At 70.9% G+C, this 25,760-nt stretch carries 27 protein-coding genes, 1 pseudogene and 1 riboswitch; of the genes and pseudogenes, 11 read left to right on the forward strand and 17 right to left on the reverse strand.

All coding sequences use genetic code 11. The features are described from left to right. Positions 1 to 6: 6 nt before the first annotated feature. The 4 genes from ACYQ1L_RS17460 to ACYQ1L_RS17475 are packed head-to-tail and all read right to left on the reverse strand — an operon-like array spanning position 7 to position 3,282. Positions 7 to 930 carry a carbohydrate ABC transporter permease gene (locus ACYQ1L_RS17460; RefSeq protein ID WP_460005283.1) on the reverse strand — a complete coding sequence of 308 codons (924 nt, stop codon included), beginning with the start codon at positions 928 to 930 and terminating at the stop codon, positions 7 to 9. Continuing rightward, positions 924 to 1,910, reverse strand: a complete 987-nt coding sequence (locus tag ACYQ1L_RS17465) for a carbohydrate ABC transporter permease (protein WP_460005284.1) — start codon at positions 1,908 to 1,910, stop codon at positions 924 to 926. Before ACYQ1L_RS17465 ends, ACYQ1L_RS17460 begins: the two co-directional genes overlap by 7 nt. Further along, complete coding sequence (locus tag ACYQ1L_RS17470) at positions 1,907 to 3,073, reverse strand: ABC transporter substrate-binding protein (RefSeq protein WP_460005285.1); 1,167 nt, start codon at positions 3,071 to 3,073, stop codon at positions 1,907 to 1,909. Before ACYQ1L_RS17470 ends, ACYQ1L_RS17465 begins: the two co-directional genes overlap by 4 nt. Beyond that, entirely contained in the window at positions 3,070 to 3,282 is a 213-nt protein-coding gene (locus tag ACYQ1L_RS17475) for a hypothetical protein (RefSeq protein WP_460005286.1), read from the reverse strand. The genes ACYQ1L_RS17470 and ACYQ1L_RS17475 overlap by 4 nt, the downstream gene beginning before the upstream one ends. Positions 3,283 to 3,453: 171 nt before the next feature. Here ACYQ1L_RS17475 and ACYQ1L_RS17480 point away from each other — a divergent pair, with 171 nt between their 5' ends. After that, positions 3,454 to 3,909 carry an SRPBCC family protein gene (locus ACYQ1L_RS17480; RefSeq protein WP_460005287.1) on the forward strand — a complete coding sequence of 152 codons (456 nt, stop codon included), beginning with the start codon at positions 3,454 to 3,456 and terminating at the stop codon, positions 3,907 to 3,909. Positions 3,910 to 3,941: 32 nt separating this feature from the next. Beyond that, positions 3,942 to 4,163, forward strand: a complete 222-nt coding sequence (locus tag ACYQ1L_RS17485; protein WP_460005288.1) for a hypothetical protein — start codon at positions 3,942 to 3,944, stop codon at positions 4,161 to 4,163. 35 nt (positions 4,164 to 4,198) lie between these two features. Here the strand turns inward: ACYQ1L_RS17485 and ACYQ1L_RS17490 are convergent, their stop codons facing one another. Then, complete coding sequence (locus tag ACYQ1L_RS17490; protein ID WP_460005289.1) at positions 4,199 to 4,660, reverse strand: Lrp/AsnC family transcriptional regulator; 462 nt, start codon at positions 4,658 to 4,660, stop codon at positions 4,199 to 4,201. Between the two features lie 93 nt (positions 4,661 to 4,753). Here ACYQ1L_RS17490 and ACYQ1L_RS17495 point away from each other — a divergent pair, with 93 nt between their 5' ends. Further along, positions 4,754 to 5,197 carry a rhodanese-like domain-containing protein gene (locus tag ACYQ1L_RS17495; RefSeq protein WP_460005290.1) on the forward strand — a complete coding sequence of 148 codons (444 nt, stop codon included), beginning with the start codon at positions 4,754 to 4,756 and terminating at the stop codon, positions 5,195 to 5,197. Positions 5,198 to 5,211: 14 nt separating this feature from the next. Here the strand turns inward: ACYQ1L_RS17495 and ACYQ1L_RS17500 are convergent, their stop codons facing one another. Further along, positions 5,212 to 5,748, reverse strand: a complete 537-nt coding sequence (locus tag ACYQ1L_RS17500) for an FHA domain-containing protein (RefSeq protein WP_460005291.1) — start codon at positions 5,746 to 5,748, stop codon at positions 5,212 to 5,214. A gap of 61 nt (positions 5,749 to 5,809) precedes the next feature. Continuing rightward, positions 5,810 to 6,712 (reverse strand): SDR family oxidoreductase, encoded by a 903-nt coding sequence (locus ACYQ1L_RS17505; protein ID WP_460005292.1) that lies wholly within the window; start codon positions 6,710 to 6,712, stop codon positions 5,810 to 5,812. 157 nt (positions 6,713 to 6,869) lie between these two features. On the opposite strand from ACYQ1L_RS17505, the gene ACYQ1L_RS17510 reads away from it, so the two are divergent. The 4 genes from ACYQ1L_RS17510 to ACYQ1L_RS17525 all read left to right on the forward strand — a co-directional run bounded on the left by ACYQ1L_RS17510 (position 6,870) and on the right by ACYQ1L_RS17525 (position 8,115). Beyond that, positions 6,870 to 7,073: a hypothetical protein gene (locus ACYQ1L_RS17510; RefSeq protein ID WP_460005293.1), complete on the forward strand. Its 204-nt coding sequence runs from the start codon at positions 6,870 to 6,872 to the stop codon at positions 7,071 to 7,073. Positions 7,074 to 7,185: 112 nt separating this feature from the next. Further along, positions 7,186 to 7,440, forward strand: a complete 255-nt coding sequence (locus ACYQ1L_RS17515; protein WP_460005294.1) for a hypothetical protein — start codon at positions 7,186 to 7,188, stop codon at positions 7,438 to 7,440. A 114-nt stretch (positions 7,441 to 7,554) separates the two neighbouring features. After that, the gene (locus tag ACYQ1L_RS17520; protein WP_201298556.1) at positions 7,555 to 7,719 is read left to right on the forward strand and encodes a hypothetical protein; all 165 of its coding nucleotides are present in this window, start codon (positions 7,555 to 7,557) and stop codon (positions 7,717 to 7,719) included. Between the two features lie 33 nt (positions 7,720 to 7,752). Continuing rightward, entirely contained in the window at positions 7,753 to 8,115 is a 363-nt protein-coding gene (locus tag ACYQ1L_RS17525; RefSeq protein WP_159574614.1) for a hypothetical protein, read from the forward strand. Between the two features lie 124 nt (positions 8,116 to 8,239). Here the strand turns inward: ACYQ1L_RS17525 and ACYQ1L_RS17530 are convergent, their stop codons facing one another. From ACYQ1L_RS17530 to ACYQ1L_RS17540, 3 genes are read right to left on the reverse strand one after another with little or no spacing between them, the layout of a single operon-like run. After that, complete coding sequence (locus tag ACYQ1L_RS17530) at positions 8,240 to 8,644, reverse strand: (R)-mandelonitrile lyase (RefSeq protein WP_460005295.1); 405 nt, start codon at positions 8,642 to 8,644, stop codon at positions 8,240 to 8,242. A gap of 25 nt (positions 8,645 to 8,669) precedes the next feature. Then, positions 8,670 to 9,698 (reverse strand): zinc-dependent alcohol dehydrogenase family protein, encoded by a 1,029-nt coding sequence (locus tag ACYQ1L_RS17535; protein ID WP_460005296.1) that lies wholly within the window; start codon positions 9,696 to 9,698, stop codon positions 8,670 to 8,672. An 11-nt stretch (positions 9,699 to 9,709) separates the two neighbouring features. Next, a complete protein-coding gene (locus ACYQ1L_RS17540) occupies positions 9,710 to 10,909 on the reverse strand; it encodes an MFS transporter (protein WP_460005297.1) in 1,200 nt (399 codons plus the stop codon). 102 nt (positions 10,910 to 11,011) lie between these two features. Here ACYQ1L_RS17540 and ACYQ1L_RS17545 point away from each other — a divergent pair, with 102 nt between their 5' ends. Then, positions 11,012 to 11,902, forward strand: a complete 891-nt coding sequence (locus ACYQ1L_RS17545; protein ID WP_460005298.1) for a helix-turn-helix domain-containing protein — start codon at positions 11,012 to 11,014, stop codon at positions 11,900 to 11,902. Between the two features lie 177 nt (positions 11,903 to 12,079). On the opposite strand, the gene ACYQ1L_RS17550 is transcribed toward ACYQ1L_RS17545, so the two are convergent. Beyond that, complete coding sequence (locus ACYQ1L_RS17550) at positions 12,080 to 12,874, reverse strand: class I SAM-dependent methyltransferase (protein WP_460005299.1); 795 nt, start codon at positions 12,872 to 12,874, stop codon at positions 12,080 to 12,082. A gap of 137 nt (positions 12,875 to 13,011) precedes the next feature. Here ACYQ1L_RS17550 and ACYQ1L_RS17555 point away from each other — a divergent pair, with 137 nt between their 5' ends. Continuing rightward, positions 13,012 to 13,800, forward strand: a complete 789-nt coding sequence (locus ACYQ1L_RS17555; protein ID WP_460005300.1) for a helix-turn-helix transcriptional regulator — start codon at positions 13,012 to 13,014, stop codon at positions 13,798 to 13,800. A 56-nt stretch (positions 13,801 to 13,856) separates the two neighbouring features. Continuing rightward, a pseudogene (locus tag ACYQ1L_RS17560) lies at positions 13,857 to 14,855 on the forward strand (glycoside hydrolase family 3 protein); the annotation flags it as partial. A gap of 164 nt (positions 14,856 to 15,019) precedes the next feature. Here the strand turns inward: ACYQ1L_RS17560 and ACYQ1L_RS17565 are convergent. The 3 genes from ACYQ1L_RS17565 to ACYQ1L_RS17575 all read right to left on the reverse strand — a co-directional run bounded on the left by ACYQ1L_RS17565 (position 15,020) and on the right by ACYQ1L_RS17575 (position 17,989). Next, positions 15,020 to 15,826: an energy-coupling factor transporter transmembrane component T family protein gene (locus ACYQ1L_RS17565; protein WP_460005849.1), complete on the reverse strand. Its 807-nt coding sequence runs from the start codon at positions 15,824 to 15,826 to the stop codon at positions 15,020 to 15,022. 32 nt (positions 15,827 to 15,858) lie between these two features. Further along, the gene (locus ACYQ1L_RS17570; protein ID WP_460005301.1) at positions 15,859 to 17,349 is read right to left on the reverse strand and encodes an ABC transporter ATP-binding protein; all 1,491 of its coding nucleotides are present in this window, start codon (positions 17,347 to 17,349) and stop codon (positions 15,859 to 15,861) included. A gap of 1 nt (position 17,350) precedes the next feature. Then, a complete protein-coding gene (locus tag ACYQ1L_RS17575; protein WP_460005850.1) occupies positions 17,351 to 17,989 on the reverse strand; it encodes an ECF transporter S component in 639 nt (212 codons plus the stop codon). Then, a riboswitch (TPP riboswitch) is annotated at positions 17,985 to 18,094 on the reverse strand. (Overlaps the previous gene by 5 nt.) Positions 18,095 to 18,238: 144 nt before the next feature. Here ACYQ1L_RS17575 and ACYQ1L_RS17580 point away from each other — a divergent pair. Continuing rightward, the gene (locus ACYQ1L_RS17580; RefSeq protein WP_460005302.1) at positions 18,239 to 20,083 is read left to right on the forward strand and encodes a D-alanyl-D-alanine carboxypeptidase family protein; all 1,845 of its coding nucleotides are present in this window, start codon (positions 18,239 to 18,241) and stop codon (positions 20,081 to 20,083) included. A gap of 200 nt (positions 20,084 to 20,283) precedes the next feature. Here ACYQ1L_RS17580 and ACYQ1L_RS17585 read toward each other — a convergent pair whose 3' ends face one another. From ACYQ1L_RS17585 to ACYQ1L_RS17595, 3 genes are all read right to left on the reverse strand, one after another. Further along, the gene (locus tag ACYQ1L_RS17585) at positions 20,284 to 22,539 is read right to left on the reverse strand and encodes an ABC transporter ATP-binding protein (protein WP_460005851.1); all 2,256 of its coding nucleotides are present in this window, start codon (positions 22,537 to 22,539) and stop codon (positions 20,284 to 20,286) included. Positions 22,540 to 22,577: 38 nt separating this feature from the next. Continuing rightward, a complete protein-coding gene (locus ACYQ1L_RS17590) occupies positions 22,578 to 24,305 on the reverse strand; it encodes an ABC transporter ATP-binding protein (RefSeq protein ID WP_460005303.1) in 1,728 nt (575 codons plus the stop codon). A gap of 258 nt (positions 24,306 to 24,563) precedes the next feature. Beyond that, positions 24,564 to 25,652: an enoyl-CoA hydratase/isomerase family protein gene (locus ACYQ1L_RS17595; protein ID WP_460005304.1), complete on the reverse strand. Its 1,089-nt coding sequence runs from the start codon at positions 25,650 to 25,652 to the stop codon at positions 24,564 to 24,566. Between the last annotated feature and the right edge of the window lie 108 nt (positions 25,653 to 25,760).

Here is a 25,760-nt window from a genome sequence, read left to right on the forward strand (position 1 = left end):
TTCCTGCTAGCCCTTCAGACCGCCCGCGCTGAGCCCCTGCACGATCTGCCGCTGTGCCATGGCGAAGAGGACGAGCAGCGGCACGGTGGTGATGACGCTGGCGGTCACGATGATCTCCCAGTGCCATTCTCCGCCGAATCCGAACGCGTCGATCAGGGCTTTCAGCCCCCGCGGGATCGTGTACGTCGAGGAATCGCGCAGGTAGATGAGCCCGCGCATGAGGTCGGTCCACGCCGCCTGCACCTCGAAGACGGCGGTGACCGCGAGGGCCGGACGCGCCAGCGGCAGCACGATGCGCCAGAACACGGTGAGGTGGCCGGCGCCGTCCACGCGCGCGGCATCGAAGTAGTCGCGCGGGATCCCGAGCAGGAACTGCCGCAGCAGGAAGATGTAGAACGCGCTGCCGAAGAGGTTCTGCGCCCACAGCGGCACCAGGGTGCCGACGGCCCCCACGGCGTTCCAGATGAGGAAGGTCGGGATCATCGTGACTGCGCCCGGCAGCATCATGGTCGCCAGGACCAGGCCGAACAGCAGGTTCCGCCCGGGGAACCGGTAGTAGGCGAAGGCCCAGGCGACCATCGCGCTGCTCAGCGTCACGGTCGTCGCGGCGAGCACCGTCACGATCACCGTGTTGAGCAGCCACAGCCCGACCGGCGCCTCCTGCCAGACCCGCACGTAGTTGTCCAGCGTGAGCGTGCGCGGGATGAGCCGGTTGTCGAACACATCGCCGCGCGGTTTCAGCGAGGCGCTGATCAGCCAGAGGAACGGGTAGATGAAGACGACCGCGAGCGCGGTGAGCGCGGTCAGCGTGAGGACGCGCCCGACGAGGCGGCGCAGGCGCGGCCGTCGCGCCCGCGGCGCCAGGCTCGTGGCGGCGGGCTCCGACGGGGTCGCCGGCCCCACCCGGGGTGCCGCTGTCGTGCTCACCATGACTCGCGCCCTTCGTAGTGCACCAGGCGGCGCGACAGCACGACCTGCACGGCGGTGACGGCCATGATGAGCACGAACAGCAGCCAGGCCATGGCGGAGGCGTATCCCATGTGCAGGAACTGGAACGCCTGCTGGAAGAGGTAGATGACGTAGAACAGCGCCGCGTCGTTGCCGTAGGTGGTGTTGCCTGCGCCGAAGAACGCGGCGTAGGCCTCGTCGAACGTCTGCAGGCCCGCGATCGTGCTGACCACGATGACGAAGAACAGCGCCGGGCTGATCATCGGCACGACCACCCCGAACGTGCGGCGCCAGAATCCGGCGCCGTCGACGGCCGCGGCGTCGAGCACCTCCTGCGGCACCGCCTGCAGCGCGGCGAGCAGGATGACGACCGACGCCGCCACGCTCCACAGGCTCATCAGCACCAGGCCCGGCTTGACCCATGCCGGATCCGTCGTCCACGCGGGTCCCTGGATCCCGAACCAGGACAGCACCCCGTTGATGACGCCCTTCTGCCCGTTGAACAGCAGCAGGAAGAGCACGCCGACGGCGACCGGCGGCGTCATCTTCGGCAGGAAGAACGCGGTGCGGAAGAAGCCCGCGGTCCGGCCCGCGCGGTTCAGCAGCAGCGCCAGAGCGAGCGCGGCGAGGACGTGCAGCGGCACCATGAGCGCCGTGTAGACGAACGTGTTGCCCAGCGAGGTGAGCACCTTCGGATCCGCCACGAGCTGCGCGTAGTTCTCCCCGCCGACGAACGACGGGTCCTGGATGACGTCGTAGTCGGTGAACGAGAGCACCACGCTGTACAGCAGCGGCCAGGCGGTGAACACGCAGAAGCCGACGAGCCACGGGGACAGGAACAGGAACGCCGCAGCGGTGTCGCGGCGCCGGCCGCGGCCGCGACGCCCACGGCTCTCGCGGGGCGTGCGGCGTCGCGCGGACCGCGGCGCGGCCGCGACGAGCGCGGCGGCACCGGTGGTCACTTCTTCTTCTCCAGCGCCGCCCAGCCCTTGTCGAGCGCCTGCTGCGCCTGCTTCTGGGCCGCGGCGAGCGCTTCCTTCGGCGACTTCTGGCCGTTCAGCACGGCGTTGACGGCGTCGTTCATCGCCGCCGTGAACTCCGCGTCCGCCGGATTCGCCGGGAGCGAGAAGGTGTGCTGGTCCGCCGTGTACATCGCGGAGATCGCGGACGCCCAGGGCTCGCCCGCCCCCTCGGTCATCGGCTTGATCTTCTCGTCGGCGGCACGGTTGCCGGTCAGCACGCCGGTGAAGGCCTTGCCGCCCTTCGTCCGGGCGTCCGCGCGCGCCTTCGCCGCATCCATCCACGCCTGCGTCGAGGTCATGATGCGGGCGAACCGGCACGCGGCCTGCGGGTTCGCGCTCTTGGCGGGAATGGCCCAGGCGGATCCGGAGGCGAAGGCGATCGGGCCGCCCTTGCGCGCGTGCACCGTGTCGAAGGCCATCGGCGCGTTCGGCGAGACCTCGTTGAGCACGTTCACGTACCACTGCTCCATCGGCATGGCACCGAGCGTGCCGGTCGCGAACTGGTTGCCTGCGCCGAAGAAGTCGGCCGAGTCGCGGAACGCCTTGACCGCGCCGAACCCGCCCTCGTCCTTGTAGATCGAGGCCGCCCAGGTGAGGGCTTCGACCACCTTCGGATCGTCGAGCTGCGCCTTCCGGCCGTCGGCCGAGATCAGGTCCGCCCCATTGGCCTTCGCCCACAGCGGCAGGAACTCGGGCAGTTTGGTGTCGACGCCGATGACGGAGAGCCCGGATCCCGCGTGCGCGGTGAGCGCCGTGGCCGCCTTGCTCATGGCCTCCCAGTCGCTGCCGTTCACGTCGGAGAGCTTCTTGCCCGCCTTGTCGAGCAGGGAGCGGTTGGCCATCACGATCTGCACCGAGTCGAACTCGGGGATCCCGTACACGTGCCCGTCGAGGGTGACCTGCGCGAGGGCGGAGGGGATGAAGTCGTCCTTCGGGATCTTCTCCCCGTCGACGCACGCGTCCAGCGGGAGGATCGCACGGCGCGCCGCGAGGGATCCGACCTGGTTGCGGCTCACGTAGATGAGGGACGGCGGCTTCCCTGCCGCGACCGCCGAGAGGAACTGCTGAAGATCGAAGTCGCCTTCCGCGGCCTTGACGGTCACGCCGCCGAGGCCCTTCTTGGCGTCGTCGCGATCTCGTCGACGCCGGAGAACCCCATGATCGTCAGGTCGCCGTGCAGCGCCTCATCCCGCGAGTACTTCACGTCGCCGCCTGAGGCGCCGCCCGTTCCGACGGCGCAGCCGCTCGCGATCATCGCCAGCGCCAGCACCGCGACGGCTCCCGCCTTCCGCCCTGCCCGAGCTCTCATCATCCGTTTTTCCGTCGGGGTGTGAACCGCACGATGGCAGGACTGCAGTTGGCCGGACAGGGGGTTGATCTGCGAAGCGCTTCGGGCTAGACCTTCGGATTGGCGATGATACGTCGCCCCGCCGCCCACCGGAACCCCTGCGCGCGAAGCGGCGTCGGGGCCTAGCGTGGCGCCATGAAGAGCATCATGATCAGCACGATGGATGCCGCGGTGGAAATCGCGAAGCCGGCGGACGAGGTGTACCGCCGCTGGACCGACTTCGAGGATCTCCCCGCCCTTCTGCCCAGCGTCGAGCGCGTCGAGCGCGTGGACGACGACGTCACGCACTGGGATGCCCGGGTCGGCGGGCTGCGCCGATCCTTCTATGCCACGACCGTGGAGGACATCCCCAACCAGCAGATCAGCTGGACCAGCGACGCAGGCAAGCAGCACAACGGCATCGTGATGTTCACTCCCCTGGGCCCGGATCGCACCCGCCTCGAGCTGCGCCTGGTGTGGGTGCCGGAGTCGTTCCTGGAGCGCACCGGCGCCCGGCTCGGCATCGATCGGCAGATCGCGGAACGCGACCTGCTGGAGTTCAAGCATCGCGTCGAGGACGGCCAGGAGTCCGAGCCGCCCGTCCCGCTGTGAACGCCCCGGTCCCGCCACGAGAGGAGCACACCATGTCCCAGCCAGAGATCCCGATGCTGCCCGAGATCCACCAGTGGTGGCCGCGGCTGTCCGCCCGTTCCAAGCAGCTGCTCGAGGATGCGGACGAGGGCCAGGTGCCCGACGAGGTCCGCGAGGAGATCGAGCGGATCACCGGCGCGACCGTCGATCCGTCGGCGCGGCTCAGCGACGGCGACCGCAGGTTCATCCGCACCCAGCAGGAGATGGTCGACTGACGGGTGCCGCGATGACCGCGGCGACCCCGGAGTGCTCAACCGGGCGGGAGCAGGGGACGCGGCGGCAGCGGTGATGAGTAGACCACGCTCGTGGTGACGCTGCCGAGCGTGCCGATCCGGCCGCTGATCTGTTCGAGGTGCTTCATCCCGGTCGCCACGACCTTCATGATGAAGCAGTCGTCGCCCGTGACGTGGTGCGCCTCGACGACCTCCGGGATCCCGGCGAGAAGGGTGTGCAGCGGCTCGTAGACGCTGCTGGGATAGCGCAGGCGCAGGTAGGCGAGGATCGTGAAGCCGAGCCGTTCGGGGTCGACCTGTGCCGCGTAGCCGCTGATGACCCCGGCCTCCTCGAGCCGGCGCACCCGCTCCGCGGCAGCGCTGTGGCTCATGTTGATCCCGCGGGCGAGGTCCGCGATGCTCTGCCTGCCGTTGGCCTGCAGGGCTTTCAGGATCGCGGTGTCGACCTTGTCGGGCTCGAACGGGAGATTCACGGCCATGAGGAAAGACTGCCATCAAATCCACGCCGATCCGCTCCGTCTGCCGTGGATCGGGCCTTCAGATCGCGCGGGTGCGTGAATAGCGTTTCAGCCATGACGATCACCGCCCTCCCCACGGACCTGCTCATCTCCCACTTCGCCGGCAAGCTGTCCTTCGAGACCGATGCGTCCGACGTGCACGCCGACCAGGAGAGCGGTGTCGCATTCGCCCTGGTCGACTCCCGCGGCCAGGCCGCGTGGGCGCAGGGACGGATCGTGGGCGCGGTGCACGTGCCGACGGCGGAGATCGCTGACCGCGCACCGCGGGAAATCCCGCCGCACGTGCCGGTCGTGACGTACTGCTGGGGTCCCGGCTGCAACGGCTCCACCCGCGCCGCGCTGGAGTTCGCGAAGCTCGGATACCAGGTCAAGGAGATGATCGGCGGCTTCGAGTACTGGGCCCGGGAAGGCTACCCGGTGGAGGACGACCACGGTCCGGTCGTCCGCGCCAAGGACCCGCTGACCGCGCCGCTGAACGCGATCACCTGCGACTGCTGACGGCGACCGCTCGGCTACGGCCGGCCCGCGTCCGGGTCGGCGGGGCCTTCCCCGTCCGCCACCTCGCCCTGCTCCTCGCGCGAGGCGGCGCGGGCGCCGGGCGACTGCTCCCGGTAGTCGGGGCGGGGCGGCTGGATGGTCTGGTCCGAGTACTCGCCGCCCAGTCGGCCGCCGAAGGGCCGGCCATGGTCGGCGAACTCGTCGCGCATGAACACGAGGCGCCACGGTCCCAGCGTGAACCGGGCTCCGGTGCGCAGGATCTCGTCACTGCGGCGCTCCTCGTCCTGCGCCTTCTCCAGGTTCGCGCTCGTCTCGCCCTCTCCGTGCATGGAGAGCACGTACTCGTCGTTGGAGTCGTGGCGGATCGAGGCGTGCACCGGATCGGTGCCGGGAAGACAGAGATCGCAGTCCTGCGCCGAGCCGATCCGTGCCCCGTCGTCGGGGATGTCGAACACGAGACGGCTGTCCTGCGACGAGACCAGCAGGCGGGGGTGTCCCGCGCCCCATCCCGCGTGCGTCGTCGGTCCGGTCTGCTCCTGGGTGTCGTTCATGTCGTCTTCCTTCCGTGGATCGCCGAGACGGGCGCGTGGAACGTCGGGGGTCTGTGCGGGCTCAGAGATGCCGTCCTCCCGTGACCGGGATGATGCCGCCGGAGACGTACGAGGCATCCTCAGAGGCGAGGTACACGTAGGCGCCGGCGAGCTCGGCGGGCTGTCCGGCGCGCCCCAGCGGGGTGTCCTCTCCGAACGTGGGCAGCTTCTTCGGCCACCCCGTCGCAGGGATCAGCGGCGTCCAGATCGGGCCGGGTGCGACACCGTTCACCCGGATGCCGTGCGGGCCCTGCTGCTCGGCGAGCATCTGCACGAATGCGACGAGGGCCGCCTTCGTCAACGCGTAGTCGAACAGACCGGGCGACGGGTCGTACCCCTGGATCGAGGTGGTCACGATGATGGAGGCCCCGGCGGGCAGGTGCGGCAGCGAGGAGCGGGCCAGCCAGAACGGCGCGTAGAGGTTGGTGCGCATCACGCGGTCGAACTCGGCGGTCGGGATCTCGTCGACCTCCCCGCGGCTGCGCTGATACCCGGCGTTCAGCACGAGGATGTCGAGCCCGTCGAGGCTCTCCGCAGCGTCGGCGATCACCTCCTGGCACTGCTGCTCCTCGGTGAGGTCCCCCGGAAGCAGGACGGCCTGACGTCCCGCTTTGCGGATCCACTCCGCGGTCTCCTCCGCGTCCTCCTGCTCCTCGGGGAGATAGCTGAGAGCGACATCCGCCCCCTCGCGGGCGAAGGCGATGGCGACCGCTCGCCCGATCCCGGAGTCGCCTCCGGTGATCAGTGCGCGGCGCCCGGGCAGTCGCTCGGACCCGCGGTAGCTCTCCTCACCGTGGTCGGGCCGCGGATGGGTCTCGTCCAGCAGCCCCGGCTGGTTGTTCCCCGGTTCCAGGGGATCCGCCAGCGGGGCGTACTTCGTTCGTGGATCGGTCATGGTGCGCGAATCGATGGTCCTGTGGCTCATGCCCGGCACGTTAAGCGCACGGGCGGCGCCCTACGAGGGGGTTGACGCCCGCGCGGGCGATGCGTAGGGGACGGAGGACGCGGCGGCGGATCCTGTCAACCCATTCGCGCAGCCACCCGCACGGTGCGACCGTGGGCGACGAGACGAAGGGAGCGACATGGCACTGCGTGATGAGGCCCGGCATCGGGTGGAGGAACTCGCCGGCAGGACCAAGCGCGAGATCGACAGGGTGCTCGGCGACGAGGATCTGGAGGCCCGGGGCGCCGATGAGGAGGAGCGGGCGAAGAGGGAGCGCGCGATCGACGAGGCGCTCGAGGCGGCGGATCGGGCTGACGACGAGGAGGGAGAGGACCTCCGGTGAGCGCCGTCGTCCGGGTGTGCGTGCACCGGTAGCCCTCGCCGGGGAGCGCTGTCAAGAGGCATAACGTCGACGGCCCTGCCGGCTCATGCTGGCCCCAACAGATGGGAACGACATGTCGACGATGACAAGCCCCCGATTCGAGATGCGCCGCCTCACGGAGAGCGAGTGGCTGATCCTGGATGACCGATTCGACTGCACGGATGCGCGGCACACCGTCGCGTGCGTGAGCCGCGTGTCGGCGGACCAGGTCGAGGTGGTCTGGCTCCGGCCCGTCACGGCTCGACGCCGCTACGCGACGGTCGCCGATGTGCTCGAAGCCGTGCGCAGCGCCCCGTCCTCGGCCGATCTGGCGGGCGAACCCGCCTGACCCGGGCCCCTTGCCACCGCGAGACCCCCGCCGTCAAGCCCCTGGGCGAGCGGCCCGGCCGCCGCCTACGGTGAATCGTCGGTCGCACCCGCGGCCCCGTGGAAGGAGTCCGTCATGAACATCCTCTTCATCATCATCATCGTCGTCGCCATCATCCTGGCCATCACCGGTGGGCTCGTGCAGTCCCTGAACTTCCTGCTCTGGGTGGGACTGGTGCTGCTCGTCCTCGCCGTGATCGCGTGGCTGATCCGCTCGATCACCGGGAGCCGTACGCCCTGACCGCCATCCGACGAGACGCGGAAGGAGCCGCCGATGACCGTGAAGCTCAACGAGAAGGCTCTGCACCACGCGCAATCGCTCGTGCGGGACAAGCACGTGGTGCACGATCAGCGGGACGACTGGAGCGAACACGCGCCCAGCGCCGATGACGGCAACGAGTACATCGATGCGCACGGCATGGACGAGTACGCGCTCTGGTTCCTCGGCGAGGACACCGACGAGAACGAGGGCACGAAGGGCCGTCATCTGTTCCCGTACGGCGACTTCACCGACGTGCATCGCTGCGCCGTGATCTCCGGCGAGAGCCGCGCCGGCCAGTATCACCACCGCAGCATCGAGGACGCGCTGAAGCATCTTCTCGCGCTGATCGACGACGACCAGGGTGAGAAGGCCTGAACCGTCTCGAATGATCGCCTCCCGGCCACCTCTGGCGAGAACCCTGTTCGGCAGGGATTGCGGAGAGGGACGTCGGGAGGCGATCGTGTGCGGAATGTCGCTGTCGCGGCGGCGGGCCCGCCGGTCAGGAGCGTGCCGCGTACTCGGCGTCTGTCACGTGCTCCTTCCACACGGTCGTCGTCGCCGGATCGTCTCCGGCTTCGAGCATTGCAAGGTGTTCCATGAAGCAGTCCGCGGCCGCACCGTGCCAGTGATCCTCACCCGGCGGGGTGTAGAGCGTCTGTCCTGGGCGCACCTGGACGACGGCCCTGTCGCGAGTGCCGACGAGGGCGACGCCGCTGACGACGCGCAGGTACTGCCCCCGGGCGTGGGAGTGCCACGCGGTGCGCGCGCCCGGGGCGAAGCGTACGAGAGCGACGGTCATCCGCTGATCCGCGGTGTGCGGTGCCGCGATGCGCTCGAGCCAGACGTCGCCGTGGAACTGATCCGGCGGGTTCTTGACGGTGGGAGTGATGGCTTCGATCTGCACGACGGATCCTCCTTCAGTTCGTCGATCAGTAGGTGGTGAGCAGCACCTTGGTGGCGCGGCGCTCGTCCATCGCGCGGTAGCCCTCTGCGGCGTCCTCGATCGAGAGCGTGAGGTCGAAGACGGCGCCAGGATCGATCCGGCGCTCCCAGATCAACGCGATGAGCTCGGGCAGGAATCGGCGGACCGGCGCGGGTCCGCCGTGCAGGTGCACGCTCGAGAAGAACAGCTCCGACCCGTCGAGCGACACGTCGTGCGACACCCCGACGAACCCGACGTGACCGCCGGGCCGGGTGGCGCGGATCGCCTGGTCCATCGCCTCCTGGGTGCCGACGGCCTCGATCGTGGAGTGCGCGCCGAGCCCTTCCGTGAGCTCCTTGATGCGCGCGATCCCGGCGTCTCCGCGCTCCTCGACGATGTCGGTCGCGCCGAAGCGCCGGGCCAGCGCCTGGCGGTCGGCGTGGCGCGACATCACGATGACCCGCTCCGCACCGAGATGCTTCGCCGCGAGCACGCCGAGCAGGCCGACCGCACCGTCGCCGACCACCGCGATCGTCTTACCCGGCCCTGCCTCGGCGGCCACTGCGGCGAACCACCCGGTGCCGAGCACGTCGGAGGCGGCCAGCAGCGACGGCACGAGATCCGCCGGCGGCTCTCCGGGCGTCGCCACGAGCGTTCCGTCGGCCAGCGGGATGCGGGCGTACTGCGCCTGGGTGCCGATCGAACCCATCATCACCTGGTGCACGCAGCGGGATTGATAGCCCGCCGCGCAGATCTCACAGGTGTTGTCGCTGGCGACGAAGGATCCGACGACGTGATCACCCGGGCGGATCCGGGTCACGGCGCCTCCCACGCTCTCGACGACGCCGATGTACTCGTGTCCCATCCGCTGCCCTCCACCATGGATCGGCTCGGCGCCCCGGTAGGGCCACAGATCGGATCCGCAGATGCAGGTGGCGGTGACGCGGATGATGGCATCGGTCGGTTCGACGATGACGGGCATCTCGAGTTCCTCGGTCCGGACATCGCCGGGGGCGTGCAGGACGACTCCACGCATGGTGTTCTCCTTCAGATCGTGGTGGTGACCGCGGGGGCACCGGTCTTGGCACCTCGGCGGGGTCGGAGGGACGCCGCGAGCGCTGCGGAGAGCAGCAGCACCGCGGCGCTGGTCAGGAACGTGGCGAGGTGGCCGAGCTGATCGAAGATCATGCCGCCGACGGTGGATCCGAAGGCGATCGACAGCTGGATCACGGCCACCTGGAGCCCACCGCCCGCCTCGGGATCCTCGGTCATGGTGCGTGCGACCCAACTGGCCCAGCCGACCGGAGCGGAGGTGCCCAGCACGCCCCATAGTGCGAGCAGCACGGCGACCGGGGCGAGCCAGGATCCGACCAGCACGAGGGCCGTCGCGATGAGCGCCATGAGCACGGGAATCACCACGAGGGCGGCGTGCAGCCCGTGTCGAAGGACCCGATCGATCAGCACGGTTCCGAGCAGGCCGCCGATGCCGACGGCGAGCAGGACGAGCGCGACGGCCGTCGGGTCGAGCCGGGTGACGCGCTCGAGGAACGGTCGGACGTACGTGAACAGCAGGAACTGACCGGCGAAGAACGCTCCGCAGGCGGCCATGCCTCGGGCGACCGTCCGGGAGCGGAGCCCGCCGAAAACATGCGCAGCGGTCCGCGGCGGCGCCGGCATGGAGGGCAGACTGATCCACTGCCAGGCGAGTGCCAGCAGCGACACCGGGACGAGGCACCAGAACGCCCCCTGCCAGCCGATGGCAGCGCCGAGGAAGCTGCCGATCGGGGCGGCGACGACGGCCGCGAGGGCGTTCCCGCCGTTGAAGATCGCGAGCGCCCGGGGCACGTGATGGTCGGGGACGAGCCGCATCGCCGCGGAGATCGACATCGACCAGAACCCGCCGATCACGACGCCGATCAGAGCCCGGCCGATCATGTAGACGAGATAGGACGGCGCCACGGCGATGACCGCGCTCGACAGCGTCATCACGGCGGTGAGCAGGAGCAGCAGGGTCTTGCGGTTCAACCCGCCGGCGAGCCGTGAGATCGAAAGGCTGGTGATCACTGCGAGCAAGCCCGAGATCGCGATCCCCTGCCCAGCGGCTCCCTCCGTGACCTGCAGACCGGCGGCGATCGGGGTGAGCAGGCTCACCGGCATGAACTCCGCCGCGATCAGCGCGAAGACGCAGAGTGTCATGGCGAAGACGCCGCCCCAATGCGCGGTGCGGGTGGTGTCGGGAGTGGTCATGGCTTCCACTGTCCTCGTCTGCACGCAGGCGCGGGAGTCCCTGGCGAGAGGTGTACCGACAGGGCACCCCGGGCAGCACCGGATCGGCATAGCCTGCTGTTCATGGACAACAGGGCCGAGGTGCGCGAGTTCCTGATGACGCGTCGCGCGCGTGTCTCCCGAGACGCGGCGGGGATCCCGGCGGGCCCGAACCGGCGCGTCGCCGGGCTGCGGCGCAGCGAGGTCGCAGCGCTCGCCGGCGTGAGCGTGGAGTACTACGCGAAGCTCGAGCGCGGCGCGATCGCCGGCGCCTCCGCTGCGGTGCTCGATGCGCTCGCCGGCGCCCTGCGGCTGGATGACGCCGAGCGCGCGCATCTGCTGGACCTCGCCCGCGCCGCCGACGGCATTCCCACCAGCGGGCGCGCGCGACGGCGCGCCAACCGCCCGGGACCGCTGCGGCCGAGCCTGCAGTGGGCGCTGTCCTCCATCACCGACGCCGTCGCGTTCGTCCGCGATCCACGCCAGAACCTGCTCGCGACCAACGCCCTGGGCCGCGCCTTCTACGCGCCGGTGATCGGCGACGGCGGCCGCACGCCCAACCTCGCCCGCTTCCAGTTCCTGGATCCCGCCTCGCGTGACTTCTACCCGGATTGGGACGTGATGGCGCACATGTGCGTCGGCGTCATGCGCGCCGAGGCCGGGCGGGATCCCCACGACGCGGCGCTGCAGGAGCTCGTCGGCGAGCTGTCGACCCGGAGCGAGGTGTTCCGCCGGCTGTGGGCCGCGCACGATGTGCGTCGCCACGGCGCGGGAACAAAGCGCTTCCACCACCCCGCCGTCGGCGAGCTGACGCTCGCGTACGAGGAGCTGGCTCTCACCGCCGAGGCCGGCAACGTGATGCTCGTCTACACCGCCGAACCCGGATCCCCTTCCGCCGAGCGGCTCCGTCTGCTCGCGTCCTGGGCCGCCACACACGACGGCGAGCGCTCCGCTGCCGCGGCGGCGGGCGACTGAGTCGGCACTGAACCCCGGATCCGCCCGGAGATGCCTTTCGCTGCTCTGCGGCGACCCGGAGCAACGTTCCCCGCTTCAGCGGCGACGTCCGACACGCAGAAGATGCTTTTCGCTGCTCGGATCCCGTCCCGAGCGGCGTTTTCCATCTCTCGGTGCCGCTAACCGGATCCAGTGCGCTCAGCCCACGCGGCAGAGGATCTCGCCGTGCAGCAGCGAGATCCAGCCGTCGTCCGACGCGGCCCACTCCCGCCAGCCGTCGCTGATGCGCTCCAGGTCCTCGCGCGTCGCGGCGCCGGACTCCAGCAGCTGGGGTGCGATCGCGGAGCCCAGGATCCGATCCGCCCACATGCCGCCCCACCACGCGCGGTCCTCCGCGTTCGCATAGCACCAGGTGCTCGAGGTAGCGACGACGTCGGTGAGACCTGCCGCGTGCGCCCACGCCAGCAGCCGCCGCCCGGCGTCCGGTTCGCCGCCGTTCGCGTGGGCGGCGCGGTAGTAGAGGTCGAGCCAGTCGTCCAGCGCCGGCACGGCGGGCCACCACCGGAAGCCGCCGTAGTCGCTGTCGCGCACCGCGATGATCCCGCCCGGCTTCGTCACCCGGGCGAGCTCGCGCAGCGCCTGCACGGGATCCGCGACGTGCTGCAGCACCTGGTGCGCGTGGGTCACGTCGAAGCTGTCCTCCGGGAAGTCGAGGGCGTGCACATCGGCGACGCGGAAGTCGATGTTGCTCAGGCCCCGGTCGGCGGCGGTGGTGCGGCTCAGCTGCAGTTCGGCCTCGCCGATCTCGGTCGCCACGACTTCGGACACCAGGCCGGCGAGGTCCGCGGTGATCGTGCCCGGCCCGGCGCCGACATCGAGCAGACGATCGGTCGCGCGCAGGTGCGGCAGCAGATACGCGGCCGAGTTCTGCGCGGTGCGCCCGCGGTGCGATCGCAGCACCGATTCGTGGTGTCCGTGGGTGTAGGCGGCCATCGGCTCTCCTCCGGGTCGGGTCTTCCACCCCAGCGTCCCGGTTCGATGCACGGCGCGGGAAGACCGTAGTCTTCCTAGGAGCGCCGCACCCTCCCCCGCGGCGCGGATCCCGTCCTGCTGAGCACCGGAGGCTGTGGATGTCGAACGCACTCGGCGACTTCCTGCGCGCCCGGCGCACCGACGCCCGCCTGCAGGCCGGGGCGCCACGGTCCGGTGGCCGCCGTCGCACCACGGGGCTGCGCCGCGAGGAGGTCGCGACCGCCGCCGGCATCAGCGCCGACTACTACACGCGCCTGGAGCAGGGCCGGGAGACGCACCCCAGCGACGCCGTGCTCGACGCCCTGGCCCGCGCCCTGCAACTCGACCGGGACGCCGCCGATCACCTGCGGCGGCTGCGCGACGCCCACCCCGGCGCGACCCGCCCCGACGCCGCCACCAGCCCGGCCGACGACGAGGCGCTCGTGGCCCGGATGACGATGCTGGTCGATGCGGTGCGCCCGAATCCGGCGTACGTGCTGGACCGGCTCAGCACGGTCGTCGCCGCGAACCCCGAGGGCCTCGCCCTGCACGAGGGCCTCGCCGACCTCCCGCCGGCGCAGCGCAACACCTGCCGGTCGCTGCTGCTCGACCCCCGTGCCCGCGAGACCTTCGTGGAATGGGAGGAGCTGGCCCGCGGCGCAGTCGCGCACCTGCGCGCAGCGAACGTGGACGACCTGCAGGATCCACAGCTCGTCGCCCTCGTCGAGGAGCTGAGCGTTGCCAGCCCGCTGTTCCGCACCTGGTGGAGCGGCCACCTCGTGCAGCGGCGGCGCGGCGACATCACGCACGTGCGCAGCGCCGATGGCACGGTCACCGCGCGGCGCTACGAGGTGCTGCACCTGCCGGAGGACGGCGTGCGGATGACGCTCTGGCTGCCCGCATCCTGAAAACCTTCCACGTTCAGGGTTTCGCCACTAGGCTCCCAGCAGACGGCATCGCGCCGATGCCCGAGAGCGGGAGAGCGAACCCTATGACCGACATCGAGAAGCCCTGGCTCGACGCCGCCCTTCCCGTCGACGAGCGCGTGGAGCTGCTGCTGGGCGCGATGACGCTCGAGGAGAAGGCCGGGCTGTTCTTCCACACGATGATCATGGTCGGACCCGACGGCGGGCTGTCCGAGGGCGACGCGGCCTTCGGCCTGCCGTCGACCGACGAGTACCTCACCGGCCGGCACATGTCGCACTTCAACCTGCTCAGCGTGCCCGCCACCGCGAGCGCTCTCGCCCGCTGGTACAACGAGCTGCAGCGGGCCGCGCTCGCGACCCGGCTCGGGATCCCCGTGACGATCTCGACGGATCCGCGGCACGGGTTCACCGAGAACCCCGATGCCGCCCTGCTCGCCGGCCCGTTCTCGCAGTGGCCCGAGCCACTCGGCCTCGCCGCCACCGCCGATCCCCAGCTCGTCGAACGCTTCGGCGACATCGCCCGCCAGGAGTACCTCGCCGTCGGGATCCGCGTCGCCCTGCACCCGCAGGTCGACCTCACGACCGAGCCCCGCTGGGCCCGCCAGCTGCACACCTTCGGCGAGGACGCCGAGCTGTCCGGCACGCTCGGCGCCGCATACGTGCGCGGCTTCCAGGGCTCCGCCTTCGGATCCGGATCCGTCTCGACCATGACCAAGCACTTCCCCGGCGGCGGCCCGCAGCTGGACGGCGAGGACCCGCACTTCGCCTACGGCCGCGAGCAGGTCTACCCCGGCGACAACTTCGAGCACCACCTGACGCCGTTCGAGAAGATCTTCGAGGCCGGGGGCCGCCAGATCATGCCTTACTACGGCATGCCGGTCGGCACGCAGTACGAGGAAGTCGGCTTCGGCTTCAACAGGTCGGTGCTCACGGGCCTGCTGCGCGAGCGCTACGGCTTCGACGGGATCGTCTGCACCGACTGGGGCCTGGTCACCGACCAGGAGATCCTGGGCACGCCGTTCCCCGCGCGCGCGTGGCGTCGTGGCCTCGCGCTCGGACGTGCCGTTCGACACCGCCGACCCGCTTTTCCGGTTCGGGCACGGCCTGTCCCTCTGAGGTCCCCGAGGTCGTCGAGCGTCCTTCGTCGCGCCGCCGGTTCCTGAGCGAGCGCAGCGAGACGAAGGACGCTCGTCGCCCCCGATCAGGACCAGACGAACCGGAACGTGCCGAGCAGCACAGCCGCCGCGATCGACAGCGCCATGATGCCGGTTCCTCCGGCGAGCGCGATCGCATCCCGTCCGCTCAGCCGGGACGGGCGCGCCCAGGTGCGCGGGATGTCGGATCCGAATCCGCGCGCCTCCATCGCGAGGGCGAGCTTGGTGCCGCGGCGCACGGCGAAGACGAGCAGCACGAACGACATCGTGAAGAACCGGCGCAGCACCCCGCGGTCGCCCACTCCGCGGGCGCGGCGCGCGAGCGACATCGTGCGCCAGTCGTCGAGGAACAGCCCCAGCATGCGCGTGCCGGCCAGCACGCCCAGCACGAACCGGCTCGGCAGGTGCGCGACCTGTGCGAGCGCGTCGGCGAGCTCGGTCGGATCCATCCGGGCGAACAGCAGGATGCTCGGCAGTCCGAGGGCCACCACGCGGATCGACACCGCGATCGCGAGCTGGATCGACGCCTCGCTGATGTGCGCGACGCCGAGACTGAAGAAGACGTGCCCGCCCGGCGCCGCGTACAGCAGCATGCTCACGCCCGCGACCGGAGCCACGGCGAGCAGCAGCGCCAGCCGGCGCAGCACCGTGCCCAGACGCAGCCCGGTGAGCGGGAGGCACAGCAGCTGCAGCCCGATCGCGACGAGTCCGCTGGTGACGTCGATCGACGCGAACAGCGGGATCGACAGCAGCAGCGAGAGACCGACCCGCGTGACCGGGTTCACGCCGTCGATCCATGCCGGCGAGGCCGGCTCCGCTTTCGAAGCGCGCAATTGGCTGCTTCCGGTCGACATATCGAGCGTTTTGCGCTCTTCGAACCCGGTGCTCATGCCGCCACCCCCGCGGATCCGGCCACGGCGGGCACCAGTTCGATGCGGTGCCCGCCGAGGTGATGGATCACCTCGACGTCGTGGGTCACCGCGATGACCGCGGTGCCCCGGGCGATCTCCTCCTGCAGCAGGCTCACGATGCCGATCCAGCCCAGGCGGTCCTGCCCGAACGTCGGTTCGTCCAGCACCACGACGGCGGGGGCGGCGGCGAGCACCGTCGCCACCGACAGCCGCCGCTTCTGCCCGCCCGACAGCGTGAACGGGTTCGCCGCGGCGAGCGCGGTCAGGCCGAGCCGCTCGAGCAGCGCGTCCACGACGGCGTCCACACGGGCAGCGTCCCACCCGAGCGCCCGAGGACCGACGGCGAGCTCGTCCCGCACGGTCTGCGTGAGGAACTGGTGCTCCGGATCCTGGAACACCGTCCCGATGCGGGTGAGCAGCTCGCGCGAAGTCCAGCGGACCGGATCCAGCCCGCGCCGCCCGCGCAGCCGTTCCGCCGCCTCGACCCTGCCGTGCAGCGGATCCAGCAGGCCGGCGAGCGTGAGGGCGAGCGTGGACTTGCCCGCGCCGTTCGGGCCGACGATCACGGTCGCCCCGGCGTCCGGCACCGAGAGATCGAGCCCGGTCTGCACGGCCGCGCGGCGGTCGCGCGTGATCGCGAGGTCGCGGGTGGTGAGCACGGCACCGTCGCGACCCGCGGGAGCAACCTCGATCGCGGGGAGCACGGGCAGGTCCACCGGGTGCCCGGGCACCCACACCCCGGCATCCGCGAGGGCGTCGCCGTACACGCCGAAGACGTCTTCCGGGGTGCCGTCGGCGAGGAGGCCGCCGTCGGCGCTGACCACGATCACGCGTGTCATCAGGTCGGCCCAGACCGCGGTGCGATGCTCGATGACGACGAGCGTGGCGCCCGTGGCCTCGACCGCCCGCTCGACGGCGGCGCGGACCTCGCGCACCCCGTCCGGATCCAGGTTGGCGGTCGGCTCGTCGAGCAGCAGCAGACCCGGGCGCATGGCGAGGGCGCCGGCGAGGGCGAGCCGCTGCTTCTGTCCGCCCGACAGCGCGGCCGTGCGGTGGTCCAGGGGCACCTCGAGGCCGACCGCGTCGAGCGCCTCGCGCACGCGCGCCGGGATCCGCTCCGCGGGGACGCCGAGGTTCTCGCAGCCGAACGCGACGTCGTCGCCGACCCGGCTCAGCACGACGCCGGCATCCGGATCCTGCAGCACGAGGCCGATGCGGCCGCGGCGGCTCTCGGGGGCGGCGCCGTCGACGAGGAGCGTGCCGGTGCGCTCCCCCTCCTCGGCATCCCCGAGCAGACCCGCCATCCCGGTGAGCAGCGTGGACTTGCCGGCGCCGGATGCGCCGAGCAGCAGCACGCGCTCCCCGGGTTCGATCGTGAACGACACTTGGCTGACCGCGGGCAGACGGCGGCCGGCGTAGCGCCAGCCCCACCCGTCCGCGACGACGCGGGCCGCACCCGCGGTCATGTCAGACCTCGTGGCGCAGCTCGCGTCCGGCGGCGAAGCGGCTGAGCGCGCCCGTCGCGGCGAGCGCGCGCACGAGCAGCCAGCCGAGCACGCCGGCCAGCACCGCGCCCGAGACGACGAGGGTGCCGAGGTAGATCCCGTTGAAGACCGCCGACTTCAGGATGTTCGGCGAGCTGCCGTAGAAGAGCTCGAACAGCCAGGCCCCGGCCGCCGCGCCCACGCCGGCGAGAGCCGCGACCGGCAGCGAGAACCGGCGGTACAGGAAGAGGGCGAAGACGAGCTCGGCGCCGAGTCCCTGGGCGATGCCCTCGAGCACCGTCGAGACGCCCCAGATGTTGCCGATCAGCATCGACACGACCGCTGCCACGACCTCGACCACGAGGGCTGCGCCGGGCTTGCGGATGACGAGCCCGCCGACCACGCCGCCCAGCAGCCAGATCCCGACGGCGATGCCGCCGAGCCCCGGGGTGAGGCCGTCGGCAGCGGTGAACCAGGCGTAGCCGATCGTGTTCCAGACCCAGAAGACCAGGCCGATCACGACGCCCAGCACCGCGGCGACGACGATGTCGACGACCCGCCAGGTGAGCCTTGGTGCGACCGCCCCGCTGTTCGCGTTCGGTGCGGCTGCCGTTGAATGCATCATGGAAACTCCTCCCTGCGCCGGCATGATCCGGATCAGGTTCGACGGTCGAAGCGCGATTCGCTCCCTCTCAGCCCGGCTCGCCGGACTCCCGTGGTGATCCGCTCATTTTAGCCCCGTCACGGATGCACCGCGACCGATCGTCGCCAGGATGACATCGCGTGCGCTGCTGCCCGCCCCTGCCCCCCCTCCCCGCGGCGGGAGCCCGGGATACGGCCGAACCGCGCGGGCGCCCGATACGGTAGGAGCGTGAACGAAGACGACGGCCCGGCGGCCGCTCCGGGCGTGCCGGAGCTCGTCGACGCGCCGGTCGAGACGGCCGGGGGTGAAGCAGGCCCGGCTGTCGCCACGCTGAACGCTCCCGCGGCCACCGAGGCGGAGGTCGCGACCGCCGTCGACGCCGCGCTGGACGGCGCGGACCTGGACACGGCGTCCGACCGCGCATCGGACGACCCGGACTCGGACACGACGTCGGACCACGCCGCCCCGGGGGCGGAGCGGGACACCTCCCCTGAGGATGCCGTCGAACCCGCGGGGCTGTTCCCGGTGTCGAAGCCTCTGCCGGAGGCCGGTCCTCTGTTCCCGCGACACGACGGCCCGGTCGAGCCGCCGCTGTTCCCCGCGTCCGCGCCGGCGACCGCCCCCGCCCCCGGTGCCGCGGCCGCCGACGCCGCCCCCGCCGCCGCCGCCGCGACCATCCCCGCTCCTCGCCCCGAGGCCCGGCCGCTGCCCTCCGCCCCCCTCGTCCGCGGGCCCGACCGCACCCCGACGGCGGCTCTCGCGTGGGTCGACGTCACGCGCGTGGGCGCGTCGGCGGGCGCCCCGGAGCCCGCCGCGACACGCACGCTGCTCGACGACGCACCGCGGCGCAGCCTCGTCCGGCCGGCCGTTCTCCTTCCGCCCGCCGGCCTGCTGGTCGTCGCCCTCGCATACGGCGCCACCACGGCGCTCTGGCCGCTCAACGCCGTCCGTCCCGTGACCACAGCTGTGGCGTTCCAGCCGGCAGCCGCACCGGCCGCCGCCGTCGCGTGGCCCAGCACGGGAAGCGCCGCGGTGAGCGTGCAGGGAATCGGCACGGTGGCTTCCGCGGAGCAGCAGGTGCCCATGGCGAGCATCACCAAGCTCGTGACGGTGCTCGCCGCCCTCGACAAGCTGCCGCTGAAGCCCGGCGAGCAGGGCCGGTCGTTCGCGTTCACGCAGGCCGACAGCGACGACTACTGGAGCTACCTGCGGCGGGATCAATCGGCGCTGGACGTCCCCGTGGACGGATCCCTCACGCAGTATCAGCTGTTCGAGGGGATCCTGCTGGGCTCGGCGAACAACTACGCCGATCGTCTCGCGCGCGAGGTCTGGGGCTCGGACGAGAACTATGCCGCCGCCGCGAACCAGTGGCTGAGCCAGCACGACCTCGGGGAGATCCGGGTGGTGACCCCGTCCGGGTTCGACTTCGGCAACGTCGCGACCCCGCGTGCGCTCATCCAGCTCGGCGAGATCGCGGAGAAGAACCCGGTGATCGCGGAGATCGTGAAGCAGAAGAGCGTCGAGCTGCCCGGCGCCGGAACCGTGGAGAACACGAACGGCCTGATCGGCGACGCCGGCATCGTCGGGATCAAGACCGGCACGATCGGCGACGGCGACGCCACCCGCTACAACCTGCTCTCCGCCAAGGACGTGACCGACGGGGACACCAGGGTGCGGATCTACGTCGCGGCCCTCGGGCAGGACAGCGACGAGGGCCGGGTCGACGTGTCGCGCACGCTCTACGCGGGCGTCGAGGCGGCGCTGAAGAACCAGCCGCAGACGGTGGCGAAGGGCGCCACGCTCGGCACGGTCGACACGGCCTGGGGTGAGACGTCGCAGATCGTCGCCGGCGCGGACGGCCGAGTGACGCTGTGGAACGGCGCCTCCGCATCGGCGACGACGAAGTTCGCACTCGGCGAGAACTGGAAGGCCGGCGCGAAGGCCGGGACGCTCGCCCTCAAGGGCCCGCTCGATGCGACCACCGTGCCGCTCGAGCTGCGGACCGCGCTCAAGGGGCCGAGCCTGTGGTGGCGGCTGACCCACCCCCTGGAGCTGTTCGGCCTGACCAGATAGGACTCGGATCCCCCTGGCCGATGCCGAGAGGCCCTGCCCTGGTTCAGGTCGCACTTTCTGCGTCAAGAGCCGCCGGGAAGCGCAGAAAGTGCGACCTGAGCGGCATCGATCCCGCACCTCGCACCGACGGGACGACGCAACGACGAAGCGCCGCCGCCCTGGATGAGCAGGACGACGGCGCTTCGTCGTGGGACCGCGGGTCAGACCTTGTCGTCGCCGAACTCTACCGCCGGGGCGTCCGGGGTCTCCGCGGACTCCGCGATGCGCTCGGCGACGGCGACCGGGGCCGAGCCTGCGCCGGGGACTGCGGCCGAGCCGGCTTCCGCCCCTTCGACGAGCGCGGAGACCGACCCGGCCGCGCCGTCCGCGGGAACCGTGACGGTGCCGGTGACCAGTGCGGCGTCCGCGTCGGCGTCGCTCGCGGCCTGCTCGAACTGCGACTGGTACAGCCGCCAGTACGCGCCCTCGGCCGCGATGAGCTCCTCGTGCGTGCCCTTCTCCACGATGTCGCCGTGCTCCATCACCAGGATCAGGTCGGCGTCGCGGATCGTGGACAGGCGGTGCGCGATCACGAACGACGTGCGACCGTGCCGCAGCGCCGCCATGGCGTGCTGCAGCAGCAGCTCGGTGCGGGTGTCGACGGCCGACGTGGCCTCGTCCAGGATGAGGATCGACGGCTGGGCGACGAACGCGCGGGCGATCGTGATCAGCTGGCGCTCACCGGCGGACACGTTCGACGCGTCCTCGTCGAGGGTCGTCTCGTAGCCCTCCGGGAGGGCGTGCACGAACCGGTCGACGTACGTCGCCTTAGCCGCCTCGATGATCTCCTCGTCGGTGGCCGTCGACTTGCCGTACCGGATGTTCTCCCGGATGGTGCCGGCGAACAGCCACGGATCCTGCAGCACCATTCCGGTGCGCGAGCGCAGGTCCTCGCGGGTCATCTCCGCGATGTCCTGCCCGTCCAGGAGGATCCGACCGCCGCTCAGCTCGTAGAACCGCATGATGAGGTTCACCAGCGTGGTCTTGCCGGCACCGGTCGGGCCCACGATCGCGACCGTCTGACCCGGCTCCACACGGAACGACAGATCCGTGATGAGCGGGCGGTCCTCGCTGTACGAGAACGCGACGTGCTGGAACTCGATGACGCCCTGACCGTCGGTGACGGTGGGCGCGTCCTCGGCGTCCGGATCCTGCTCCTCCGCGTCCAGCAGCTCGAAGACCCGCTCGGCCGAGGCGGTGCCGGACTGCACGACCGCCGCCATGCCGCCCAGCTCGCTGAGCGGCTGGCTGAACTGCTGCGAGTACTGGATGAACGCCTGCACGTCGCCGAGGCGGATCTGGCCGCTGGCGACCATGAGCCCGCCGAGGACGGCCAGGCCCACGTAGGTCAGGCTGCCGACGAACGTCATGGCGGGCATGATGATGCCGGAGAGGAACTGCGCCTTGAACGCGGCCTGGTACAGCTCCTCGTTCTCGGTCTGGAACTTCTCCAGCGCGTCCTTCTCGCGACCGAACACCTTGACCAGCGCGTGGCCCGAGAAGGCCTCCTCGACGCGGGCGTTCAGGCGGCCGACCTTCTTCCACTGGATCCCGAACGCCTTCTGCGAGCGCGGGCCGATGACCCCGAAGATCACGCCCATCAGGGGCAGTGCGACGAGCGCGACGAGCGCCAGCTGCCACGAGATCGAGAACATCATGATCAGCACGCCGATCACGGTGAGCACCGAGGTGAGGGCCCCGGACAGCGACTGCTGCATGGTCTGCGTGATGTTGTCGATGTCGTTGGTGACGCGCGAGATCAGCTCGCCGCGCTGCACCTTGTCGAAGTACGACAGCGGCAGGCGGTTGATCTTCGCCTCGACCTGCTCGCGCAGGCGCCACATGGTGCGCACCATGATCACGTTGATCACGTAGCCCTGGATCCAGCTCAGCAGCGCGGACCCGACGTAGATCGCCAAGACCGCGGTGATGACCCAGCGCAGCTGGTCGAAGTGGATGCCGTCGCCGACGCGGAAGTCGCCGAACGCGGCCACCATGTCGGCGAACTGGTTCTGCCCGGCCTGGCGCAGCGTCTCGACCACCTGGCTCTTCGGCGTGCCCGCGGGGAATCCCGGGAAGTCGCCGTTGGGCTGGCCGAGCGTCTTGGAGATCACGCCCTCGTAGATGATGTTCGTCGCGTTGCCGAGCACCTTGGGCGCGGCGACGGAGAGCACGACGCCGAGAGCGCCGAACACCGACACCAGCACGAACCACACGGCGCTCGGCTTGAGCAGCCCGATCATGCGCTTGAAGCTGGGCCCGAACTGGTTCGCCTTGCCCGGTGCGGGACCGTCGAACATGCCGCCGCCCTGCAGGCGCGCCTTCTCGGCGCGTTCGGCCTCCTCGCGCTCCTCGTCGGTCATCTCGGCCGTCGCGGTCGCGGCGCCGCCGGCGTACTTGGCGCGGCGCGCCTCCATGCGTGCGGCGCGTGCGGCCTTCTTGTCCACGTTGTCGCTCATGCGTCCACCCCCAGCTGCGACTCGACGATCTCCCGATAGGTGTCGCTGGTCTCGAGCAGCTGCTCGTGCGTGCCGACGGCGACCATGGTGCCGCCCTCGAGCACGACGATGCGGTCGGCGTCGGTGATGGTCGACACGCGCTGCGCGACGACGATCTTGGTGACGTGCGGCAGCTCCCGCCACAGCGCCTGGCGCAGCCGGGCGTCGGTCGTGAGGTCGAGCGCCGAGAAGGAGTCGTCGAACACGAGGATCTCGGGCTGGTGCACGATCGCGCGGGCGATCGCCAGGCGCTGACGCTGGCCGCCGGACACGTTCGTGCCGCCCTGCGCGATCGGCGAGTCGAGCCCCTTCGGCATCTCCGAGACGAAGTCCTTCGCCTGGGCGATCTCCAGCGCGGCCCACAGCTCGTCGTCCGTGGCGTCCTCCCGGCCGAACCGCAGGTTGGAGGCCACGGTGCCGCTGAACAGGAACGGCCGCTGCGGCACGAGCCCGATGCTCTGCCACAGCGCGTCGACGTCGGCCTCGCGCACACCCGTGCCGCCGACGGACACGACGCCGCCGGTCACGTCGAACAGACGCGGGATGAGCGAGACGAGCGTGGTCTTGCCCGCGCCGGTGGATCCCACGATCGCGACGGTCTCGCCGGGCTCGGCGCCGAAGCTGATGCCGGTCAGCACCGGCGACTCGGCACCCGGGTAGGTGAACTCGACGTCGTCGAACGCGACGGCGCCCGGGGCCGGGAAGCGGACCACGCCGTCGACCGGACGGGTCATCGTCTGCTCCGCGTCGAGCACCTCGCCCACGCGCTCCGCGGAGACCGCCGCGCGCGGGATCATCATGGCCATGAAGCTGGACATGATCACGCCCATCATGATCTGGCCGATGTACTGCATGAACGCGAACAGCGTGCCGACCTCGACGTCGCCCTTGTCGACCTCGATGCCGCCGAACCAGATCACGCCCACGATGGTGACGTTGAGGATCAGCATGAACAGCGGGAACAGCAGCACGAACAGGGATCCGACGTTGCGCCCGACGACCATGATGTCGGTGTTGGCGCCGCGGAAGCGCTCCTCCTCGATGCGCTCGCGCACGAACGCCCGCACCACGCGCACGCCCGTCAGCTGCTCGCGCATGATCCGGTTGACGTTGTCGAGCTTGCCCTGGTAGCTGCGGAACAGCGGGACCATGCGGCCGATGATGAGGCCGGCCACGATCAGCAGCACGGGCACCGAGACCGCGATGAGCCAGCTCAGCTGCAGGTTGGTCTGCACCGCCATGACGATGCCGCCGATCGCGAGCAGCGGAGCCGTGACGAACATCGTCGAGCCCATCATCGCCAGCATCTGCACCTGCTGCACGTCGTTCGTGTTGCGGGTGATCAGGGATCCGGCGCCGAACTGCGACACCTCGCGCTCGGAGAAGCCGCTGACGCGGGAGAACACGTCGGCGCGGATGTCACGGCCGGCTCCCATCGCGGCGCGCGCCGCGAAGTAGGTGGCGATGATCGAGGCGATGATCTGGCCGAGGGACACGGCGAGCATCAGGACGCCGTGCGACCAGATGAACCCGGTGTCGGCGCGCGCGACGCCCTTGTCGATAATGTCGGCGTTGAGCCGTGGCAGGTACAGCGAGGCGAGCGCGCTGGCGAACTGGAACACCAGCACGCCGAGCAGCAGCCACTTGTACCGCGACAGGTAGCGGAACAGGATCTTTCCGAGCACAGGCGCACTTTCCTTGTGGGAGCGGACTTCCCGGAGGGAAGAAGGGGATGAGCCGAAAGTCGGCCACGACACACCCTGCCACGCGGCTCGGACATTCACATCCCCCATGAGGAGGATCCGCGGCGATCTTCGCTGAGGGCGAACGAATCCCTGCTCCGGTGCTATTTCCGGATCGGGCGAAGAACTGGCGGTTTCGGCCTCAACGCCCGAGGGCGAGGTGCGGCGACGTGAGGCCGCGCCTGCGGTCGGGGCCGACGCTCAGGCCCAGAGGGGCACCGGCGGCACGTAGTCGCGGGCCTCGGCCGCGGCGTCCGGTGCGAGATCCGCGAGGGTCTGCGGGTCCCAGTGCGGATGGCGGTCCTTGTCGACGAGCTGGGCGCGGATGCCCTCGACGAGATCCGGGTGGTGGTGCACGAACCACAGCACTCGGCGGTACTCCCCCGCCAGCGCGTCGCGCACCGAGGCCATCGCACGGGCCTCGCGGACGGCGTCGAGCGTGACGACGAGCGCGGTGGGGGCGAGCGACTCGAGCAGGTCGGCGGTGGCCGCGGGACCGTCCAGGTCGTCCGGCATCGCCCGCAGCCGGGCGACGATCTCCGGCACGGTGTCGGCCGAGAACGCCTCGTCGACCCACGCGCGCGCGGCCGCGAGCGGCGACGGATCCGGCGTCTCGTCGAACAACATCACGATCTCGCTCGTCCCGGTGGGATCCGCCCGATGCGCGAGGGCGTCGCGGAGCGCGTCGAGGCGCTCGGACGGCACGAAGAAGTCGGCGAACCCGGCGTAGAGCGCGTCGGAGCCGTCCATCGTGCCGGCGGTCAGCGCCAGGTACTCGCCGAGGCGGCCGGGGGCGTGGGCGAGCAGCCAGGTGCCGCCCACGTCGGGCGTGAATCCGATGCGCACCTCGGGCATCGCGAGCTGCGACCGCTCCGTGACGACGCGGATCGCCGCGTGACCGGCGACGCCGATGCCGCCGCCCATGGTGATGCCGTCGGCGATGGCGACGATCGGCTTGGGGTACTCCGCGATGGCCGCGTTCATCGCGTACTCCTCGCGGAAGAACTCCACGGTGTCGTCACTGCGGCCGGCGAGGATCTGCTCCCGCAGCGCGCGCACGTCGCCGCCGGCGCACAGGCCGCGCTCCCCCGCGCCGTCGATGAGGACGATCTCCACGTCGCTGTCGTCGCGCCAGGCGTCGAGCGCCGCGTGCACGGCGCGGATCATCCCGACGTTCAGCGCGTTCAGCGCGCGCGGCCGGTTCAGCGTGATCCTGCCCAGCGCCCCCTCGGCGCGCACGAGCACCTCGGGTTCGACGGCGGCGGACGGGGCGTCTTCGACAGTGCTCACGGATGCCACGTTACCCCGCGCAATCAGCCGGAATGGCCCGGATCAACCTGCGTTTTCACTCCCCATCCGGCAGGATAGAGGGGTACTGCTGTATCTATGAGAGGCCGC

It is taken from the genome of Microbacterium xylanilyticum (assembly GCF_054654695.1).

Bases quoted from the DNA above. Each gene is read 5' to 3' on its own strand.
- ACYQ1L_RS17460 (WP_460005283.1), bottom strand. From the start codon at position 930: ATGGTGAGCACGACAGCGGCACCCCGGGTGGGGCCGGCGACCCCGTCG.
- ACYQ1L_RS17525 (WP_159574614.1), top strand. From the start codon at position 7,753: ATGACCGTGAAGCTCAACGAGAAGGCTCTGCACCACGCGCAATCGCTC.
- ACYQ1L_RS17505 (WP_460005292.1), bottom strand. From the start codon at position 6,712: ATGAGCCACAGGACCATCGATTCGCGCACCATGACCGATCCACGAACG.
- ACYQ1L_RS17540 (WP_460005297.1), bottom strand. From the start codon at position 10,909: ATGACCACTCCCGACACCACCCGCACCGCGCATTGGGGCGGCGTCTTC.
- ACYQ1L_RS17535 (WP_460005296.1), bottom strand. From the start codon at position 9,698: ATGCGTGGAGTCGTCCTGCACGCCCCCGGCGATGTCCGGACCGAGGAA.
- ACYQ1L_RS17500 (WP_460005291.1), bottom strand. From the start codon at position 5,748: ATGAACGACACCCAGGAGCAGACCGGACCGACGACGCACGCGGGATGG.
- ACYQ1L_RS17545 (WP_460005298.1), top strand. From the start codon at position 11,012: ATGGACAACAGGGCCGAGGTGCGCGAGTTCCTGATGACGCGTCGCGCG.
- ACYQ1L_RS17570 (WP_460005301.1), bottom strand. From the start codon at position 17,349: ATGACCGCGGGTGCGGCCCGCGTCGTCGCGGACGGGTGGGGCTGGCGC.
- ACYQ1L_RS17565 (WP_460005849.1), bottom strand. From the start codon at position 15,826: ATGTCGACCGGAAGCAGCCAATTGCGCGCTTCGAAAGCGGAGCCGGCC.
- ACYQ1L_RS17480 (WP_460005287.1), top strand. From the start codon at position 3,454: ATGAAGAGCATCATGATCAGCACGATGGATGCCGCGGTGGAAATCGCG.
- ACYQ1L_RS17485 (WP_460005288.1), top strand. From the start codon at position 3,942: ATGTCCCAGCCAGAGATCCCGATGCTGCCCGAGATCCACCAGTGGTGG.
- ACYQ1L_RS17575 (WP_460005850.1), bottom strand. From the start codon at position 17,989: ATGCATTCAACGGCAGCCGCACCGAACGCGAACAGCGGGGCGGTCGCA.
- ACYQ1L_RS17520 (WP_201298556.1), top strand. From the start codon at position 7,555: ATGAACATCCTCTTCATCATCATCATCGTCGTCGCCATCATCCTGGCC.
- ACYQ1L_RS17515 (WP_460005294.1), top strand. From the start codon at position 7,186: ATGTCGACGATGACAAGCCCCCGATTCGAGATGCGCCGCCTCACGGAG.
- ACYQ1L_RS17550 (WP_460005299.1), bottom strand. From the start codon at position 12,874: ATGGCCGCCTACACCCACGGACACCACGAATCGGTGCTGCGATCGCAC.
- ACYQ1L_RS17475 (WP_460005286.1), bottom strand. From the start codon at position 3,282: ATGATGAGAGCTCGGGCAGGGCGGAAGGCGGGAGCCGTCGCGGTGCTG.
- ACYQ1L_RS17555 (WP_460005300.1), top strand. From the start codon at position 13,012: ATGTCGAACGCACTCGGCGACTTCCTGCGCGCCCGGCGCACCGACGCC.
- ACYQ1L_RS17585 (WP_460005851.1), bottom strand. From the start codon at position 22,539: ATGGAGGCGCGCCGCGCCAAGTACGCCGGCGGCGCCGCGACCGCGACG.
- ACYQ1L_RS17490 (WP_460005289.1), bottom strand. From the start codon at position 4,660: ATGGCCGTGAATCTCCCGTTCGAGCCCGACAAGGTCGACACCGCGATC.
- ACYQ1L_RS17495 (WP_460005290.1), top strand. From the start codon at position 4,754: ATGACGATCACCGCCCTCCCCACGGACCTGCTCATCTCCCACTTCGCC.
- ACYQ1L_RS17510 (WP_460005293.1), top strand. From the start codon at position 6,870: ATGGCACTGCGTGATGAGGCCCGGCATCGGGTGGAGGAACTCGCCGGC.